Origin of the sequence: Cupriavidus yeoncheonensis, assembly GCF_905397275.1 — a bacterium.
Lineage (GTDB): Bacteria > Pseudomonadota > Gammaproteobacteria > Burkholderiales > Burkholderiaceae > Cupriavidus > Cupriavidus yeoncheonensis.
Map to the genome: position 1 here is coordinate 308891 of NZ_CAJPUY010000001.1, position 16303 is coordinate 325193.

Annotated in this window: 17 protein-coding genes; all 17 read left to right on the plus strand. The window is 68.3% G+C overall.

Going from position 1 to position 16303, the window contains the following annotated elements; genetic code table 11:
- Nucleotides 1-102: 102 nt before the first annotated feature.
- The 17 genes from KHO22_RS01490 (at nucleotide 103) to KHO22_RS01570 (ending at nucleotide 16284) form a co-directional block, all read left to right on the plus strand.
- Entirely contained in the window at nucleotides 103-1161 is a 1059-nt protein-coding gene (locus KHO22_RS01490) for a sulfonate ABC transporter substrate-binding protein (protein WP_230426697.1), read from the plus strand.
- 34 nt (nucleotides 1162-1195) lie between these two features.
- A complete protein-coding gene (gene ssuD / locus KHO22_RS01495; RefSeq protein ID WP_211945312.1) occupies nucleotides 1196-2359 on the plus strand; it encodes an FMNH2-dependent alkanesulfonate monooxygenase in 1164 nt (387 codons plus the stop codon).
- Nucleotides 2360-2369: 10 nt separating this feature from the next.
- Nucleotides 2370-3170: an aliphatic sulfonate ABC transporter permease SsuC gene (ssuC, locus tag KHO22_RS01500; RefSeq protein ID WP_211945313.1), complete on the plus strand. Its 801-nt coding sequence runs from the start codon at nucleotides 2370-2372 to the stop codon at nucleotides 3168-3170.
- Nucleotides 3171-3182: 12 nt separating this feature from the next.
- Nucleotides 3183-4082, plus strand: a complete 900-nt coding sequence (locus tag KHO22_RS01505) for an ATP-binding cassette domain-containing protein (RefSeq protein WP_211945314.1) — start codon at nucleotides 3183-3185, stop codon at nucleotides 4080-4082.
- Nucleotides 4083-4174: 92 nt separating this feature from the next.
- Entirely contained in the window at nucleotides 4175-4390 is a 216-nt protein-coding gene (locus KHO22_RS01510; protein ID WP_011298135.1) for a TOBE domain-containing protein, read from the plus strand.
- An 86-nt stretch (nucleotides 4391-4476) separates the two neighbouring features.
- Complete coding sequence (locus KHO22_RS01515; protein ID WP_211945315.1) at nucleotides 4477-5340, plus strand: EAL domain-containing protein; 864 nt, start codon at nucleotides 4477-4479, stop codon at nucleotides 5338-5340.
- Nucleotides 5337-5996, plus strand: coding sequence for an RBBP9/YdeN family alpha/beta hydrolase (locus tag KHO22_RS01520; RefSeq protein WP_211945316.1), 660 nt, complete (start codon nucleotides 5337-5339; stop codon nucleotides 5994-5996). The genes KHO22_RS01515 and KHO22_RS01520 overlap by 4 nt, the downstream gene beginning before the upstream one ends.
- A 145-nt stretch (nucleotides 5997-6141) precedes the next feature.
- Nucleotides 6142-7098, plus strand: coding sequence for a sulfate ABC transporter permease subunit CysT (gene cysT / locus KHO22_RS01525; RefSeq protein WP_211945317.1), 957 nt, complete (start codon nucleotides 6142-6144; stop codon nucleotides 7096-7098).
- 1 nt (nucleotide 7099) lies between these two features.
- Complete coding sequence (gene cysW / locus KHO22_RS01530; RefSeq protein ID WP_211945318.1) at nucleotides 7100-8023, plus strand: sulfate ABC transporter permease subunit CysW; 924 nt, start codon at nucleotides 7100-7102, stop codon at nucleotides 8021-8023.
- Nucleotides 8020-9156: a sulfate/molybdate ABC transporter ATP-binding protein gene (locus KHO22_RS01535; protein ID WP_211945319.1), complete on the plus strand. Its 1137-nt coding sequence runs from the start codon at nucleotides 8020-8022 to the stop codon at nucleotides 9154-9156. Before cysW ends, KHO22_RS01535 begins: the two co-directional genes overlap by 4 nt.
- Nucleotides 9153-10100 carry a CysB family HTH-type transcriptional regulator gene (locus KHO22_RS01540; RefSeq protein WP_211945320.1) on the plus strand — a complete coding sequence of 316 codons (948 nt, stop codon included), beginning with the start codon at nucleotides 9153-9155 and terminating at the stop codon, nucleotides 10098-10100. Before KHO22_RS01535 ends, KHO22_RS01540 begins: the two co-directional genes overlap by 4 nt.
- Before the next feature lie 255 nt (nucleotides 10101-10355).
- Nucleotides 10356-10538: a LiaI-LiaF-like domain-containing protein gene (locus KHO22_RS01545; protein WP_211945321.1), complete on the plus strand. Its 183-nt coding sequence runs from the start codon at nucleotides 10356-10358 to the stop codon at nucleotides 10536-10538.
- A gap of 25 nt (nucleotides 10539-10563) precedes the next feature.
- Nucleotides 10564-10932 carry a DUF962 domain-containing protein gene (locus KHO22_RS01550; protein ID WP_211945322.1) on the plus strand — a complete coding sequence of 123 codons (369 nt, stop codon included), beginning with the start codon at nucleotides 10564-10566 and terminating at the stop codon, nucleotides 10930-10932.
- Between the two features lie 65 nt (nucleotides 10933-10997).
- The gene (locus tag KHO22_RS01555; protein WP_211945323.1) at nucleotides 10998-12164 is read left to right on the plus strand and encodes a sensor histidine kinase; all 1167 of its coding nucleotides are present in this window, start codon (nucleotides 10998-11000) and stop codon (nucleotides 12162-12164) included.
- Nucleotides 12165-12237: 73 nt separating this feature from the next.
- Nucleotides 12238-13062 carry a LytR/AlgR family response regulator transcription factor gene (locus KHO22_RS01560; RefSeq protein ID WP_211945324.1) on the plus strand — a complete coding sequence of 275 codons (825 nt, stop codon included), beginning with the start codon at nucleotides 12238-12240 and terminating at the stop codon, nucleotides 13060-13062.
- A 156-nt stretch (nucleotides 13063-13218) separates the two neighbouring features.
- Nucleotides 13219-14481 carry an MFS transporter gene (locus tag KHO22_RS01565; RefSeq protein WP_211945325.1) on the plus strand — a complete coding sequence of 421 codons (1263 nt, stop codon included), beginning with the start codon at nucleotides 13219-13221 and terminating at the stop codon, nucleotides 14479-14481.
- Nucleotides 14482-14553: 72 nt separating this feature from the next.
- Nucleotides 14554-16284 (plus strand): thiamine pyrophosphate-binding protein, encoded by a 1731-nt coding sequence (locus tag KHO22_RS01570; protein ID WP_211945326.1) that lies wholly within the window; start codon nucleotides 14554-14556, stop codon nucleotides 16282-16284.
- The last annotated feature ends 19 nt before the right edge of the window (nucleotides 16285-16303 follow it).

The window sequence follows — 16303 nt, forward strand, 5'->3', positions numbered from 1 at the left end:
AGCAGGCCGGCAGGGCGGGTTGCTGCCCGCATCGGCCGACGTTCCGGCCAGGACCATCCAAGCAGACAGATTGCCGGACGCGTGCCGGCTCAGGAAAACATCATGACATCGTCCACCTTGTCGCCGGTTGCCGGCGAATCCGCAAGCCCTTCGCGCCAGCCGCAGATCGCGGGTCAGCGCCGCCGCCGTGTCCTGGTCGCGGCGCTCGTGCTGGCGACCGGCCTGGCCTATGGCCTGTTGCCGGGCCGCGCCGAAGCCCAGTCGAAGACCGTCGATGCCAAGGTGCTGCGCATCGGTTACCAGAAGTACGGCACGCTGACGCTGCTGAAGGCGCGCGGCACGCTGGAGAAGCGCCTTGCGCCCCAGGGCATTACCGTGAAGTGGACGGAGTTCCCGGCAGGCCCGCAGCTGCTGGAAGGCCTCAACGTCGGCGCGATCGATTTCGGCACCGTCGGCGAAGCCCCGCCGATTTTCGCGCAGGCCGCCGGCGCGCAGCTCGCGTATATCGGCAACGAGCCGCCCGCACCGACCGCGGAAGCGATCGTCGTGCCCAGGGGTTCGGCCATCAGGAGCGTGGCCGACCTGCGCGGCAAGCGCGTGGCGTTGAACAAGGGCTCGAACGTCCATTACCTGCTGGTGCGCCAGCTTGAGAAGGCGGGCATCCCCTACAACGAGATCCAGCCGGTCTACTTGCCGCCGGCCGACGCGCGCGCCGCCTTCGAGCGCGGCGCGGTCGATGCGTGGGTAATCTGGGACCCGTTCCTGGCCGCCGCCGAAAAGCAGCTCGGCGCGCGCGTGCTGGCCGACGGCCGCGGCGCGGATGGCAGGAACCTGGTCAGCAACCACCAGTTCTACCTGGCGTCGCGCCCGTACGCGCAGGCCAAGCCCGAGATCGTGAAGCTGCTGCTCGACGAACTGGCGTCGCTTGGCGCGTGGGCCGAGAAGAACCCGAAAGACGCTTCGGCCGTGCTGATCCGCGAAGTCGGCCTGGAGCCTGCCGTGCTGGAACTGGCCGTATCGCGCTTCTCGTATGGTGCGCGGCCGGTCAACGCCGATGTGCTGGCCGAGCAGCAACGCATTGCCGACGTCTTCCATTCGCTCAAGCTGATCCCGAAGCCGATCAGGGTTTCGGACGCGAGCTGGCAGCAGGCGCAGCGCTGAAGCGCACGGCCATCACAAATAACGAGGTTCCGACATGCAAGTTTTCTGGTTTATCCCGACCCATGGCGACAGTCGCTACCTGGGTACGTCCGAGGGCGCGCGCGAGGTTGGCATCGACTACCTGAAGCAGGTGGCCGTCGCCGCCGATACGCTCGGCTATGAAGGCGTGCTGATTCCTACCGGCCGCTCTTGCGAAGACCCCTGGGTGGTGGCCTCGGCGCTGGCTGCCGTGACACAACGCCTGCGTTTCCTCGTGGCCGTGCGCCCGGGACTGATGACGCCGACGCTCGCCGCGCGCATGGCCGCCACGTTCGACCGGATCTCGAATGGCCGGCTGCTGGTCAACCTGGTGACGGGCGGCGATGTGGCCGAGCTGGAGGGCGATGGCCTGTTCCTCGATCACGCTGCGCGCTATGAGGCCTCGGCCGAGTTCATCCGCATCTGGCGCGACGTGCTCGCGGCCAGCCATGACAGCGGCGAGATCAGCTTTGAAGGGCGCCACCTGAAGGTGAAGGGCGCTCGCGTGCTGTACCCGCCGTTGCAACGCCCGCATCCGCCGGTGTACTTCGGCGGCTCGTCCGCCGCGGCACACGAACTCGCGGGCGAACAGGTCGATACCTACCTGACCTGGGGCGAGCCGCCGGCAGATGTCGCGCAGAAACTAGCCGACGTGCGCCGCCATGCCGAGCGCCACGGCCGCAGGGTGAAGTTCGGCATCCGCCTGCACGTGATCGTCCGCGAGACCGAGGCCGCCGCATGGGCCGCGGCCGACGACCTCATCAGCCGCCTCGACGACGACACCGTGGCGCGTGCGCAGGCGGTGTTCGCAAAGATGGATTCAGAGGGCCAGCGCCGCATGGCCGCCTTGCATGCCGGCGGCGTCAAGCGCACGCGCGAGTCACTGGAAATCAGCCCCAACCTGTGGGCTGGCGTGGGCCTGGTGCGTGGTGGCGCAGGCACCGCGCTCGTCGGTGATCCGCAGCAGGTGGCCGAGCGCATCCGCGAATACGCGGAACTGGGCATCGACACCTTCGTGCTGTCCGGCTATCCGCACCTGGAAGAGGCTTACCGCTTCGCGGAACTGGTGTTCCCGCTGCTGCCACGTTCGGTGCGCGGCAAGTTGCCGGGCCAGGTGCTGTCGGGACCGTTCGGTGAAGTCATGGCGACCGGCATCGTGCCGCGCGCTTCGCAAAGCTGAGGAGATCGCCATGTCTGCTTCCCTGATCGCGTCGCGCCGTGAATGGCGCTCCGTGGCGCGCACGCTCGCGCCGTGGGTGGTGCCCGCGCTGCTGATCGTCGCCTGGCAGGCCGCATCGCAGTCCGGCTGGCTGTCCACGCGCGTGCTGCCCGCGCCGTTGGCCGTGGTGCAGGCCGCGTGGCAACTGGCGCGCTCCGGCGAACTGTGGACCCATGTCTGGGTCAGCACGTGGCGCGCCGCGGCGGGCCTTGCCGTGGGCGGCGGCCTGGGCCTGCTGCTCGGACTGCTGACCGGCACGTTCCGCAGCGCCGCCACGCTGCTCGACAGCACGCTGCAGATGGTCCGCAATATCCCGACGCTGGCGCTGATCCCGCTCGTGATCCTGTGGTTCGGCATCGACGAGACCGCCAAGCTGTTCCTGGTCGCGCTGGGCGTGTTCTTCCCGGTGTACCTGAATACATTCCACGGCATCCGCACCGTCGATCCGGGCCTGGTCGAGATGGCGCGCAGCTACGGGCTGTCGGGCTGGCGCCTGTACCGTGAGGTGATCCTGCCCGGCGCGCTGCCGAGCATCCTCGTTGGCGTGCGTTTCTCGCTGGGGCTGATGTGGGTGATCCTGATCGTGGCGGAGACCATCTCCGCGCAGTCGGGCATCGGCTACATGACCATGAATGCGCGCGAGTTCCTGCAGACCGATGTGGTGCTGGTGGGCATCCTGCTCTATGCGCTGCTCGGCAAGCTGGCCGATGTGCTGTCGCGCGGGCTGGAGCGGTTCTGGCTGCGCTGGCATCCGGGTTATCAGGCAGCCTGAAGGAGAACCGACATGCAAAGCAATCCGGTAGAACAGGCCGCGCTCGCGTATGCCGATGCGCACCTGAAACAGGCGCGCGCGCCGCGCCAGCCTGACGCCCCGGCCGGCGGTGTGGCGCTGCACGTGCAGCAGGTGATCAAGCGCTATGACGGCCGCGAGGTGCTGCACCGTATCGAACTGAGCGCGGCACAGGGCGAGTTCGTCGCCATCGTCGGGCGCAGCGGCTGCGGCAAGAGCACCTTGCTGCGGCTGGTGGCGGGGCTGGAAGCGTCGGACGAAGGCGCCATCACGCTCGATGCGCAACCGGCCCGCACGCTGCAGCAGGACATCCGCGTGATGTTCCAGGACTCGCGCCTGCTGCCGTGGAAGCGCGTGCTGGAAAACGTGGCGCTGGGCCTGCCGCGCGAGCGCCGCGAAGAAGCGGCGGCCGTGCTTGCGCAGGTGGGCCTTGCGGACCGTGCGCACGCATGGCCGGCACGGCTTTCCGGCGGGCAGCGCCAGCGTGTTGCCCTGGCGCGTGCGCTCGTGCATCACCCGCGCCTGCTGCTGCTCGACGAACCGCTCGGCGCGCTGGACGCCCTGACGCGTATCGAGATGCAGGGGCTGATCGAATCGCTGTGGGGCCGGCTGGGTTTTACCGCGCTGCTGGTGACCCACGATGTGTCCGAGGCCGTGGCACTGGCCGACCGCATCGTACTGATCGAGGACGGGCGCGTTGCGATGGATGAACCCGTCGCGCTCGCCAGGCCGCGGCAGCATGGCTCGCCAGCGTTCGCGCAGCTGGAGGAGCGCGTGCTGCGGCGGGTCATGCAGCACACGCCGCCTGCTGGCTCCGCGCCGCAGACGGAGCTGGAACCCACCGCGGACTGGTCGCTGGTGCGCACCGTGGAGTCGGTGCGCTTCGCGGTGTAGGGGCAGGGCAACAGGCGGTGGTGTAACGCATCCGAAACCTGCACATCGTCATTACACAATCTTCATACGCCTTCACGAAAGGAGCTTCTATCATGAGCATTCAGGCCATCAACGTACGCAACCAGTTCCGCGGCAAGGTCGCCGCCATTATCGAAGGCCCGGTGGTTTCCGAAGTGGACGTGGAAACGCCGGCCGGCATCGTCACCTCGGTCATCACCACGCGCTCCATCCGCGACCTCGGCCTCACGCTGGGCAGTGAAGTCGTTGCGCTGGTCAAGGCGACCGAGGTGTCCATCGCCAAGCTGTAAGGTGCCGCGGGCCGTGTGCGCACGGCCCGCTGCGTGAACGTCATATGGAAATACCGGCGCCGGGAGGCGCCAAAGGAAACAGAGGCATGGCCATCGCAGGCGCGAATGCACCCGAAGCCAGGTTGAGCGCCCTGGAGCGCTACCTTGACACGCTGCCGCGGCAGCCGCTGGCGGATCGCCAGCTGTGGCGCGACACGCGCGGCCAGGTGCAGGGCCAGTTCTTCAACTGTTCGCTGACCAGCGCGTTCGAGCCGCTGGTGACGCTGGCCGGGCGCGAGGTCGTGGCGCACGAAGGTGCCATCCATACCTATGCGCAGGACGGCGTTGGCCTGGCCGCGTGGAAGCTGTTCGCGATGGCGGCCGATGACGCCACGCTGGTATCGCTGGACCGGCTGTCGCGCCTGCTGCACGCCATCAATTACTTTGCCGCCGACGGCGCGCACAGGCTCGTGCTCAACGTGCACAACCGCCTGCTGGCCGCGGTGGCGGACGACCACGGCTCCGCGTTCCGGCGCGCGCTGCAGTCGCTGGGTCTGCCGCTGGAGCGTTTCGTGATCCAGGTGCCGGCCAGTGCCAATGACGACCTGCCGCTGCTGCTGCACGTGGTGGGCAACTATCGCCGCAACGGCTTTGCCGTCAGCCTGCAGGCCTCCGACCCGGCCGAGGCCGGCGCGCTGATGGCGCACGCGGTGCCGGACTGGCTCAAGCTCGACATGCGCCGCACCTGGACCGATCGCCAGCTCGCCGGACTGCGCGCCAGCGCCGCCAGTGCGGGCGTGACGCTGATCGGCCGGCGACTGCAGGACGCACTGAGCGTGGAGCGCCTGCAGGCGGCCGGTATCGGGCTGGGGCAGGGGGTATTCGCCGGCGGACTCGTGACGCCCGCGGACCTGCGCGATAGGCGGACAGATAGGACAGATAGGCGGACATTGAGCGAGGAGGTCGCATGACGGATCGCAGCAAGCCGATTCCCCGCCTGGAGATCCCCAGGCATCTGCAGGTGCTGACCGTGCCGGGCCTGCATGGCAGCGGCCCCGGCCACTGGCAGAGCCGCTGGGAGCAGCGCTTTCCTGACTGGCAGCGCGTGGAACAGCACGACTGGTCGCGCCCGAGCCTGACGTTGTGGGCCGAACGCGTGTCAGAAGGCGTGATGCGCGCGCAGCGCGTGGCGGCGCGCGGCGCCGTGCTGGTCGCGCACAGCTTCGGCTGTATGGCCACGCTGAGGCAGGCGGCGCTGGATCCGGCCGGCATTGCCGGCGCGCTGCTGGTGGCGCCGGCCGACCCGGACAAGTTCGGCGTCGCCCACCTGCTGCCGACCTACCGGCTGCCGTTCCCGACCATCCTGGTCGCGAGCCGCAATGACCCATGGATGCCACAGCGCACTGCCTTCAGCTGGGGCACGCTGTGGGGTAGCGAGCTGGTCGATGCGGGCTGCCTGGGTCACATCAATGCGGATTCCGGCCTCGGCGAGTGGGGCGAAGGACTGGCCTTGCTCGGCACTTTGGTCCAGCGCATCGCGTTCGAAGGTAGCGCCGAAGCCACTGGAGACCAGGCTGGGCCCTGGGAAGCGGGCGTGGAAGTGGCTTCTGCGGTCCCTTATATCTAATTCGTCTAAGAAAATTCGTAAAGATTCGTTCTGTTTATAAGGGCGCATCTGCAGAATTTGTCTCGTAGGCCGGCGCCTTATGCGCCGGTTTCATAAGTGAGGCCCGTTTGACCCGTTTTACGGACCTCGCCACAGACGAGACGACATGCCACCCTCCATTTCCCTGGCGGACACGCCGCCACCGGCCGCGCCTGAATCGCGCGCCACCCGCAGTGCGCCGGGACGCAACGGCCGCCAGCGCTTCACGGTGCTGCCGGGCTTTGGCCTGTCGCTGGGCTTCACGATCTTCTACCTGACGCTGATCGTCCTGATCCCGCTGTCGGCCGTGTTCCTGAAGACGTTCACGATGACGTGGGACGACTTCTGGACCACCGTGACCGCGCCGCGCGTGGTGGCTTCCTACCAGTTGAGCTTTGGCGCTTCGCTGATCGCGGCGGTCATCAATACGGTCTTCGGGCTGGCGGTGGCCTGGGTGCTGGTGCGCTACCGCTTTCCCGGCAAGCGCCTGATCGATGCGCTGGTGGACCTGCCGTTCGCACTGCCCACCGCCGTGGCCGGTATCGCGCTGACGGCGCTGTTCGCCGGCAATGGCTGGATCGGCCGCTACCTGGAGCCGCTCGGCATCAAGGTCGCCTTCACCCCGCTGGGCGTAGTCGTGGCGCTGACTTTCATCGGCCTGCCGTTCGTCGTGCGCACGGTGCAGCCGGTCTTGGAAGACGTTGAGCAGGAGCTGGAAGAGGCCGCGGCCAGCCTCGGCGCCACGCGCCTGCAGACCTTCGGGCGCGTGATCCTGCCGGCCATCCTGCCGGCGCTGCTGACGGGCTTTGCGCTGTCGTTCGCGCGGGCCACCGGCGAGTACGGCTCGGTGGTGTTTATCTCCGGCAATATGCCGATGGTGTCGGAAATCGCGCCGCTGATGATCTATTCCAAGCTCGAGCAATACGACTACGCGGGCGCTACCGCGGTGGCCGTGGTGATGCTGGTGATTTCCTTCGCGCTGCTGCTGCTGATCAACCTGCTGCAGGCCTGGACCCGCCGCCACCAGTCTGGCGCGCGCGATGGCCTGTCACTGGAAGCGCCCGCCACGGGCAAGGAGCACTGACATGGCCGGCGCGGTTTCGGGCCGCCTCGGGCGGCTGGGCACGGCCCACCACAAGTACGACGCCACCGGCGAAGCGCCATGGGTGCGCTACACGCTGATCACCGTGGCGGTGCTGTTCCTCACACTGTTCCTGTTCGTGCCGCTGGCCTCGGTCTTCTACGAGGCGCTGCGCAAGGGCGTGCAGACCTACTGGGAAGCGCTGGTCGAGCCGGATGCGTGGTCCGCGATCCAGCTCACCCTGACGGTGGCCGCCATCGCGGTGCCGCTGAACCTCGTCTTTGGCGTGGCGGCGGCGTGGGCCATCGCCAAGTTCGAGTTTCCCGGCAAGAACCTGCTGATCACGCTGATCGACCTGCCGTTCTCGGTCTCGCCGGTGATCTCGGGCCTGGTCTATGTGCTGCTGTTCGGCGCGCAGGGCTGGCTCGGCCCGTGGCTGCAGACGCATGACATCAAGATCATGTTCGCGGTGCCGGGCATCGTGCTGGCCACCATCTTCGTCACCTTCCCGTTCGTGGCGCGCGAGCTGATTCCGCTGATGCAGGCGCAGGGCAGCGAAGAGGAAGAAGCAGCCATCGTCCTGGGCGCGTCGGGCTGGCAGACCTTCCGGCATATCACGCTGCCCAATATCCGCTGGGGCCTGCTGTACGGCGTGATCCTGTGCAATGCGCGGGCGATGGGCGAGTTCGGCGCGGTGTCGGTGGTGTCGGGCCATATCCGCGGGCTGACCAACACCATGCCGCTGCACGTGGAGATCCTTTACAACGAGTACAACTTCGCGGCGGCATTCGCGGTGGCATCGCTGCTGACGCTGCTGGCCCTGGTTACGCTGGGCATCAAGACGCTGGTGGAACTCCGCGCCCGCAAGGAAAACGAAGACGCCGCCGTGGAAGCCCCGCTGGCCGCATTGCAAGGACAGGCATCATGAGCATTCAGGTCAAGAACGTAGAGAAGCGCTTTGGCGAGTTCGTCGCGCTGGACAATGTTTCGCTGGACTTCGAAGAGGGCGAGCTGACCGCGCTGCTCGGGCCGTCCGGCTGCGGCAAGACCACGCTGCTGCGCATCATCGCGGGCCTGGAGCGCGCCGATGCGGGCCAGATCGTGCTGGCCGGGCGCGATGCCTCGCAGCAGCACGTGCGCCAGCGCCAGGTGGGCTTCGTGTTCCAGCACTATGCGTTGTTCAAGCATATGAGCGTGTTCGAGAACGTGGCCTTCGGCCTGCGCGTGAAACCGCGCGCCGAACGCCCGGGCGAAGCGCAGATCCGCGAGAAGGTGAAGTCGCTGCTGGAACTGGTGCAGCTCGACTGGCTGGCCGACCGCTATCCCGCGCAACTTTCAGGTGGACAACGCCAGCGTATCGCGCTGGCCCGCGCGCTGGCGGTGGAGCCGCGCGTGCTGCTGCTCGACGAGCCGTTCGGCGCGCTCGACGCCAAGGTGCGCAAGGAACTGCGCCGCTGGCTGCGGCGCCTGCACGACGAGCTTCACGTGACCAGCGTGTTCGTCACGCACGACCAGGAAGAAGCGCTGGAAGTGGCCGACCAGGTCGTGCTGATGAACCGCGGCCACGTTGAGCAGTCCGGCTCGCCGGAGGCGGTCTACAACCATCCGGCCACGCCGTTCGTGTTCGGCTTCCTTGGCAACGTCAACCTGTTCCACGGGCGCCTGGAAGTGGGCGAGAGCGGCGGCCTGCTGCACACCGGCGAGGCGGTGCTGCCGGTGGTGGGCAGCGGCCACGAGACCGCCGGCGACGCGGTGGCCTATGTGCGTCCGCACGACCTGGACCTGGAGCGCTACGCACCGGGCACCGACGGCATCGCCGTCACCCTGCGCCGCGCGCTGACGCTGGGCCCGGTGGCCCAGCTCGAACTCGAGCGCGAGGACAACCAGGACGTGATCGAGGTGGCCCTGCCGCTGGAGCGCTTCCGCCACGCGGGCTTCCGTGAAGGCGAGCTGCTGGCGGTGCGTCCGCGCCAGCTCCGTGTCTTCACCCAGCACACACAACAACAATCAAACGTACGCGCCAACGGCGCGGCGACAAGCCGACAAGGGGCAGTGCGATGAATTTCCAGCAACTCCGATCCATCCGCGAGGCGGTGCGCCGCCAGTTCAACCTGACCGAGGTCGCCAACGCGCTCTACACCTCGCAGCCGGGCGTGTCGCGCCAGATCCGCGAGCTGGAGGAAGAGCTCGGCGTGGAGATCTTCGAGCGCTACGGCAAGCGCCTGACCGGGCTGACCGAGCCGGGCCGCGAGATCGTGCGCATCGTCGAGCGTCTGCTGCTCGAAGCGGAGAACCTGCGCCAGGCCGGCGACGACTTTGCCGGCAGGCACACCGGCCGCCTGACCGTCGCCACGACGCACACGCAGGCGCGTTACGCGCTGCCCAAGGTGGTGCAGTCGTTCCGCCGCGCCTATCCGCACGTGACGCTGGCGCTGCAGGAAGCGTCGCCCACGCATATCGTCGAATTGCTGCTGACGGGGCAGGCCGACATCGGCATTGCGACCGAGGCGCTGGCCACCGAGGCCGGCCTGACCTCGTTCGAGGCCTACACCTGGCAGCACGTGCTGGTGGTGTCGCCGGACCATCCGCTGACGCGCCTGCCCGAGCCAACGCTGGAGGACGTGGCCGGCTTCCCGCTGATCACGTACGACGCCGGCTTTACCGGACGGCGCAAGATCGACGGCGCCTTCGCCGAGGCCGGCCTGCAGCCGGAGATCGTGCTGACCGCGCTCGACGCGGACGTGATCAAGACCTATGCGGAGCTGGACCTGGGCGTGGGCATCATCGCGTCGATGGCCTATGACGAGCGCAAGGACTCCGGCCTGGTACGGATTTCTGCCGACCACCTGTTCGACTCCAACACGACCAGTGTGGCCGTGCGACGCGGCGCCTATCTGCGTGGCTACGCGCATGACTTCATCAATATGTTCGCGCCGCACCTGTCGCGCGACACCGTCACCATTGCGCTGAGCGAGAGCGAGGCGCAGCAGGCGCTGGCGGCCTGACGCGCCGGGTCCGCGCTGCGGTAATCGCCACTTGGGCCACCGTCGTGGTCCGCTGTTGTGCGGACTGCGGCGCACGCCACTGCCCATCCGGCCCCCGCGCGGTTCGCGCCGCGCGCGGGCCGTTCGTCGCAAGACTCTTTTCTCCGGACCCCAGGCGTCGTAAAGTGCCTGCACGTACCGGGGAAGCCATCTCTCCGGTCTATGCCGCAGCGCAACAGATATTGCGCGCGATGCCATCGACGAAGGAGAGAGACCATGAGAACTGGCCGCACGGGCCGGGGCCTGTTTGTCCCCTTGATTCTGATCCTGGTGGGAGGCGTACTCCTGCTGCAGCACCGCGGCATGCTGCCCGCGCAGTTCACCCATGACTGGTGGCCCGTGCTGCTGGTGGTGGCGGGCGTGGTCCTGCTGGCCCGCCGTTTCGCGCTGCGGCGCTGAACCGGCCGACTGCCCGGAGACCGCCATGCGCGACGAACCGCTGCTGAGCTGGCAATGGCGCGGCTATGCCCGCAACCACCAGCATCCCCGCAACCTGCTGCTCCATATCGTGGCCGTGCCGATGTTCATGGCCGGCACCGTGCTGCTTGCGTATGGCCTGCTTAACCTGAGCCTGCCGGCGCTGGTGCTGGGGCTGGTGTGCATGGGCATGTCGATGGCGCTGCAAGCGCGCGGGCACCGGCTGGAGGCCGAGGCGCCCGAGCCGTTTGCCGGTCCCGCCGACATTGCCAGGCGGATCCTGGCCGAGCAATGGATCACCTTTCCGCGCTATGTGCTGTCCGGCCAGTGGTGGGTGGCCCTGACGCGGCGCGGGGCACCCGACCCGGGCGCCTGAGCGGCGCGCGGTCACTGCAGGCATCCGGAACCATCCGCATTGCACCACGCACAGGCCAAGCTAAGATGAACGCCATGAACCGTTGTCTTTCCACCGCCATCCCATCCCGGCTGACGATTCTCGGGCGCGACCTGCTGTTCGTGCTGTGCATGAATACGGTGATTGCCGTCAGCCTGAACTATGGCTTCCAGACCGGCGGCACGCTCTGGCACAACTTCGTCTACAGCCAGCTGATCGGCTTGTCGATCTGGCTGCTGATCGACATCCCGCGCGTGCTGATCTGGTGGAATGAGCGGCCGCGCCTCTGGCCATTCATGTTCCTGGCCGCCGCCGCGGTGCCCATGGGCGTGGTACTGGGCAGCTGGGCCACGCGGGAGGTGCTGAATCTGCCGCCCAAGCTCTCGGCCGAGACCGGCGACATGCTGCGCATGTGCCTGGTGGTGGGCATGCTGGCGTCGGCGAGCATGATCTATTTCTACTGGTCGCGCGAAAAGCTCGCTTACCTGGAGCGCCAGGCCGCGCTGGACGCCCTGCAGCGCGAGGAGGCCGAAAAGCAGCTCGTGCGCGCCCAGCTGATGGCATTGCAGGCGCAGATCGAGCCGCATTTCCTGTTCAATTCGCTGGCCAACCTCGACGGGCTGATTGCCACCGACCCGCGCGCCGCGCGCAGGCTGCTGCAGCGGCTGATCGGGTTCCTGCGTACTTCGCTGTCGCATACGCGCGCGGAACAATGCACGCTGCGCCAGGAGTTCGAGCTGCTGCGCAGCTACCTGGACATCCAGGGCATGCGCTTTGGCACGCGGCTGGGCTTTGATATCGACCTGCCGCCTGCGCTGGACGGCGTGGAGATTCCGCCCATGCTGATCCAGCCGCTGGTGGAGAACGCGGTGACGCATGGCATCGAGCCCTGCATGCGCGGCGGCCATATCACGCTGTCGGCGCGCGCGGCCGGCGACGACGCGGTGCAGGTCATCATTGCCGATACCGGCGTGGGGTTCGGCCATGGCTCGGGCAAGGGCTCGGGACTGGGGTTGACCCATGTGCGCGAACGGCTGGCGCGCATTTTCGGCGCGGCGGCAAGCATGCAGATGGAAGAGAACACGCCGCGCGGCGTGGTGGTGCGCCTGACGCTGCCGCTGACCCGCCACACCGAGGTGCCGGCGCCGGTGCAGGTGGCCGCGCCGGTGCCAGCCAGGCCTGCCGGCGCTACGCCGGCCATGCCGCGCCCTTGACGATTCGAGCCGGGCGGCGCCAGGCCAAGGTCTGCCCGCCCACTGACGCTGGTCACGCCCCCCGATCTTCGCCATGACCCCAACCCTGCTGATTGCCGACGACGAACCCCTGCTGGCCCGCGTGCTGGAATCCGAGCTGACGGCGCTGTGGCCGGAAGCCAGGATTGTCGGCGTGGTGCATGACGGCGTGTCGGCGCTGGATGCGGCGCGCCAGCACCAGCCGACGGTCGTGTTCCTCGACATCCGCATGCCCGGCATGAGCGGCATGGACGTGGCGCGGGAGCTGGTCGACTTCGACGTGCCGCCGCTGGTGGTATTCGTGACCGCCTACGACCAGTTCGCGCTGGAGGCGTTCGAGCGGGCCGCGGTCGACTACGTGCTCAAGCCCGTGCAGCACGAGCGGCTGGAGGCGACCGTGTCGCGCCTGAAAGCCCGCCTGGCAGCGGCTCTGGCCGATGCCGAGCCGAGTACCGCCCAGATCGACAACGGCCAGCTGGCGCAGCTGCTCCATCGCCTGGAAGCGCTGGAGCACCCGGCAAGCGGGGCGCGCGGCGCGCCGGAGCAGCAGGGCAACTACCTGCGCTTCATCAAGGCGCTGGTGGGACAGGAGGTGCGCATCATCCCGGTCGACGAGGTGATCTACCTGGAAGCCACCGACAAGTATGTCAACGTGGTCTCCGTCGGCGGAGAGGCACTGATCCGCACCAGCCTGCGCGAACTGACCCAGCAGCTGGATCCGGAGCGCTTCTGGCAGATCCACCGCGGCACGGTGGTGAATATCGCGTGCGTGGCCAGCGCGGTCACCCAGTCGCTGGGCCGCGTGTCGCTGCGCTTGCGCGACCGGCCGGAATCGCTGCCCGTGGCAAGGCAGTACGCCTACCTGTTCAAGCAGATGTAGTGGTCCCGGGCATTGCGGCGCGCGCTGCACATCTATGCAGCCGGTTGCGGTTTTCCTCTATGATGCGAGCTTCGGTACGCGCTTTTGCATGCCCTTGTGCGCAGGCATGTGGCGCGGTTGCCATCCCAGCTGCCTTCAGCCCGCGAATCCGCCGCCATGACTACCGCTGCTCTCGATCCCAGCCGCAATCCGCTTCGCCATGATGCCCAGGTGATTGGCCTGGTCGGGCTGGCGCATGGGGTCTCCCACTTCTATCACCTGCTGCTGGCGCCGCTGTTCCCGTGGATCAAGGCGGAGTTCGGCCTGAGCTATGCCGAGCTCGGGCTGCTGATGACGGTCTTCTTCGCGGTGTCGGCGGTGGTGCAGACCGCTTCGGGCTTCGTGGTGGACCGCGTCGGCGCCCGACCGGTACTGTTTGCCGGGCTGGCGTTTCTGGGCTCGGCGGCATTGCTGCTGTCGGCAAGCTCGGGCTACGCCGCGCTGCTGCTTGGCGCCGGCGTGGCGGGGCTTGGCAACGGGGTATTCCACCCGGCCGACTTCACGCTGCTGAACAAGCATGTGTCGCAGCCCCGCCTGGGCCACGCGTTCTCGGTGCACGGCATCTCGGGCAACCTCGGCTGGGCGGCCGCCCCGGTGTTCCTGGTGACCATCGCCAACCTGGCGACGTGGCGCGTGGCGCTGGCCGCTGCCTCGGTGGTGGCGTTCGGCGTGCTGGCGGTGCTTCTGGTCCTGCGGCACGTGCTTGACCCGCGCGAGCTTGGCAGCGCGGTGGGTCGCCCCAAGGCCGCGCCCGCCAGTGCCGGCGGCAGCCTGCTTGGCTTCCTGAAGCTGCCGCAGGTGTGGGTGTGCTGGGCCTTCTTCCTGCTGACCACGTTCTCGGCGGCCGGCATCCAGAGCTTCGCGCCGACCGCGCTCACGCAGCTCTATGGCATTCCGTTCACGCTGGCTACCGCGTCCTACACCGTCTACATGCTCTGCAGCGCCGGCGGCATGCTGGTCGGAGGGTTTGCCGCCAGCCGCACCAGCAACCATGACCGCCTGATCGCGCTGAGCTTCACCGTGTCGGGCCTGATGGCCGTGCTGGTGGGCCTGAACGTCGCGCCGGGCCTGCTGGTGCCGGTGCTGCTCGGCGTGATCGGCTTCGGCGCGGGGACGGCCGGGCCTTCGCGGGACCTGCTCGTGCGCGCGGCGTCCCCGGCGGGCGCCACGGGCCGCGTCTACGGCGTGGTCTATTCGGGCCTGGACATCGGCCTGGCCAGCGGACCGCTGTTCTTCGGCGCGCTGATGGATGCGCACCTGCCCAACTGGGTGTTCTTCATGATCGGCGGCTTCCAGCTGCTGTCGATCTTCACCGCGGTGACGGTAGGCAACGGCAATCGTTCGCGCCGCGGCGCCACGGCGCAGGCGCCGGCCGCCTAGGCCGGGCTGCCGCCGTGTCGCATTCCCGTGCGCCGGCCACCCGGCGCTCCCGAGTTTTTCCGAGGACCCTTCATGTCATCCAAGCCTGTTTCCGCCGGCGCCGCGCAGCCTGAATCCTTGTGCGGCGGCCATATCCTGGTCGACGCGCTGCTTGCGCATGGTGCCGAGCTGGCCTTCGGCGTGCCCGGGGAAAGTTACCTGGCGGTGCTCGACGGTTTTCACCGCCGGCGCGACCAGATGCGCTTTGTCATCTGCCGCCAGGAAGGCGGCGCGGCGGTCATGGCCGAGGCCTATGGCAAGCTCACGGGCCGCCCGGGGCTGGCGTTCTGCACGCGCGGGCCTGGCGCCACCAATGCCAGCATCGGCGTGCACACGGCATTCCAGGATTCGACGCCGATGATCCTGTTCATCGGCCAGGTCGGCCTGGACTTCGCGGACCGCGAGGCTTTCCAGGAGATCGACTACCGCCGCATGTTCGGCCAGATGGCCAAATGGGTCGCGCAGATCGATCGTGTCGAACGGATTCCGGAGTACATCGCGCGTGCCTACCAGACCGCCACGTCGGGGCGGCCGGGCCCGGTGGTGCTGGCCTTGCCCGAAGACATGCTGATGCAGGAGGTGGCCGTGCCGCAGCTTGCGGCCTACCAGCGCGTGCTGAGCTGGCCCGGCGATGACGACATGCAGCGCCTGTCGGACCGGCTCGCGGCCGCCGAGCGCCCGTTCGTGCTGCTCGGCGGCAGTGGCTGGACGCCCGAGTCCTGTGCGCAGATCCAGCAGTTCGCCGAACGCTTTTCACTGCCGGTTGGCTGCGCGTTCCGCGGCCAGGACCTGTTCGACAACCGGCATCCGAACTATGCCGGCGATGTCGGCATCGGCATCAACCCGGCATTGGCCGAACGCATCCACGGCGCGGACCTCGTGCTGGCGATCGGCCCGCGCCTTGGCGAGATGACCACGGGCGGTTATGCGCTGATCCGCGCGCCGCGGCCGGCGCAGCAACTCATCCATGTCCACGCTGGCGCGGAGGAACTGGGCAGCGTCTACCAGGCGGACCTGATGATCCACGCCTCGATGCCGGCCATTGCCGCGCGCCTGGCGGCATTGCCGTCGCCGGCCACGCCGCCGCGCTGGCAGGGCTGGTCGCGGGACGCGCACGCCGACTACGAACGCTACCTGACCCCGCCCGCCTACATGGGGCAGGGCGTCGACATGGCCGACGTGATCCGCACCCTCGACCGCCTGCTGCCTGCGGATGCCGTCGTGACCAACGGCGCGGGCAATTACGCCGGCTGGCTGCACCGCTATTTCCGCTATCGCCCGTTCGCGGCCGGCGGGCGCGGTCAGCTCGCACCGACCAGTGGCGCCATGGGCTACGGCGTGCCGGCCGCAGTGGGCGCCAAGATTGCATTCCCGCAGCGCACGGTCGTGGCGCTGGCGGGCGATGGCTGTTTCCTGATGAACGGGCAGGAACTGGCCACCGCCATGCAATATCATGCGCCGGTGATCATCATCGTCGTCAATAACGGCATGTATGGCACCATCCGCATGCACCAGGAGCGCGAGTACCCGGCCCACGAGTCGGGCACGGCGCTGCAAAACCCGGACTTTGCCGCACTGGCGCGTGCCTATGGCGCGCGCGGCGCGACCGTGACCACGACCGAAGCGTTCGAACCCGCGCTGCGCGAAGCGCTGGCCGCGCCGGTGTCCACGCTGATCGAGATTCACGTGGACCCGGACGTGATCACGCCTCGCACCACGCTCAGCGCCATTCGTGCGCAGGCGCTGGCCAGCGGCAAGCCGTGAGGCCCGACGGCCCGGCGGT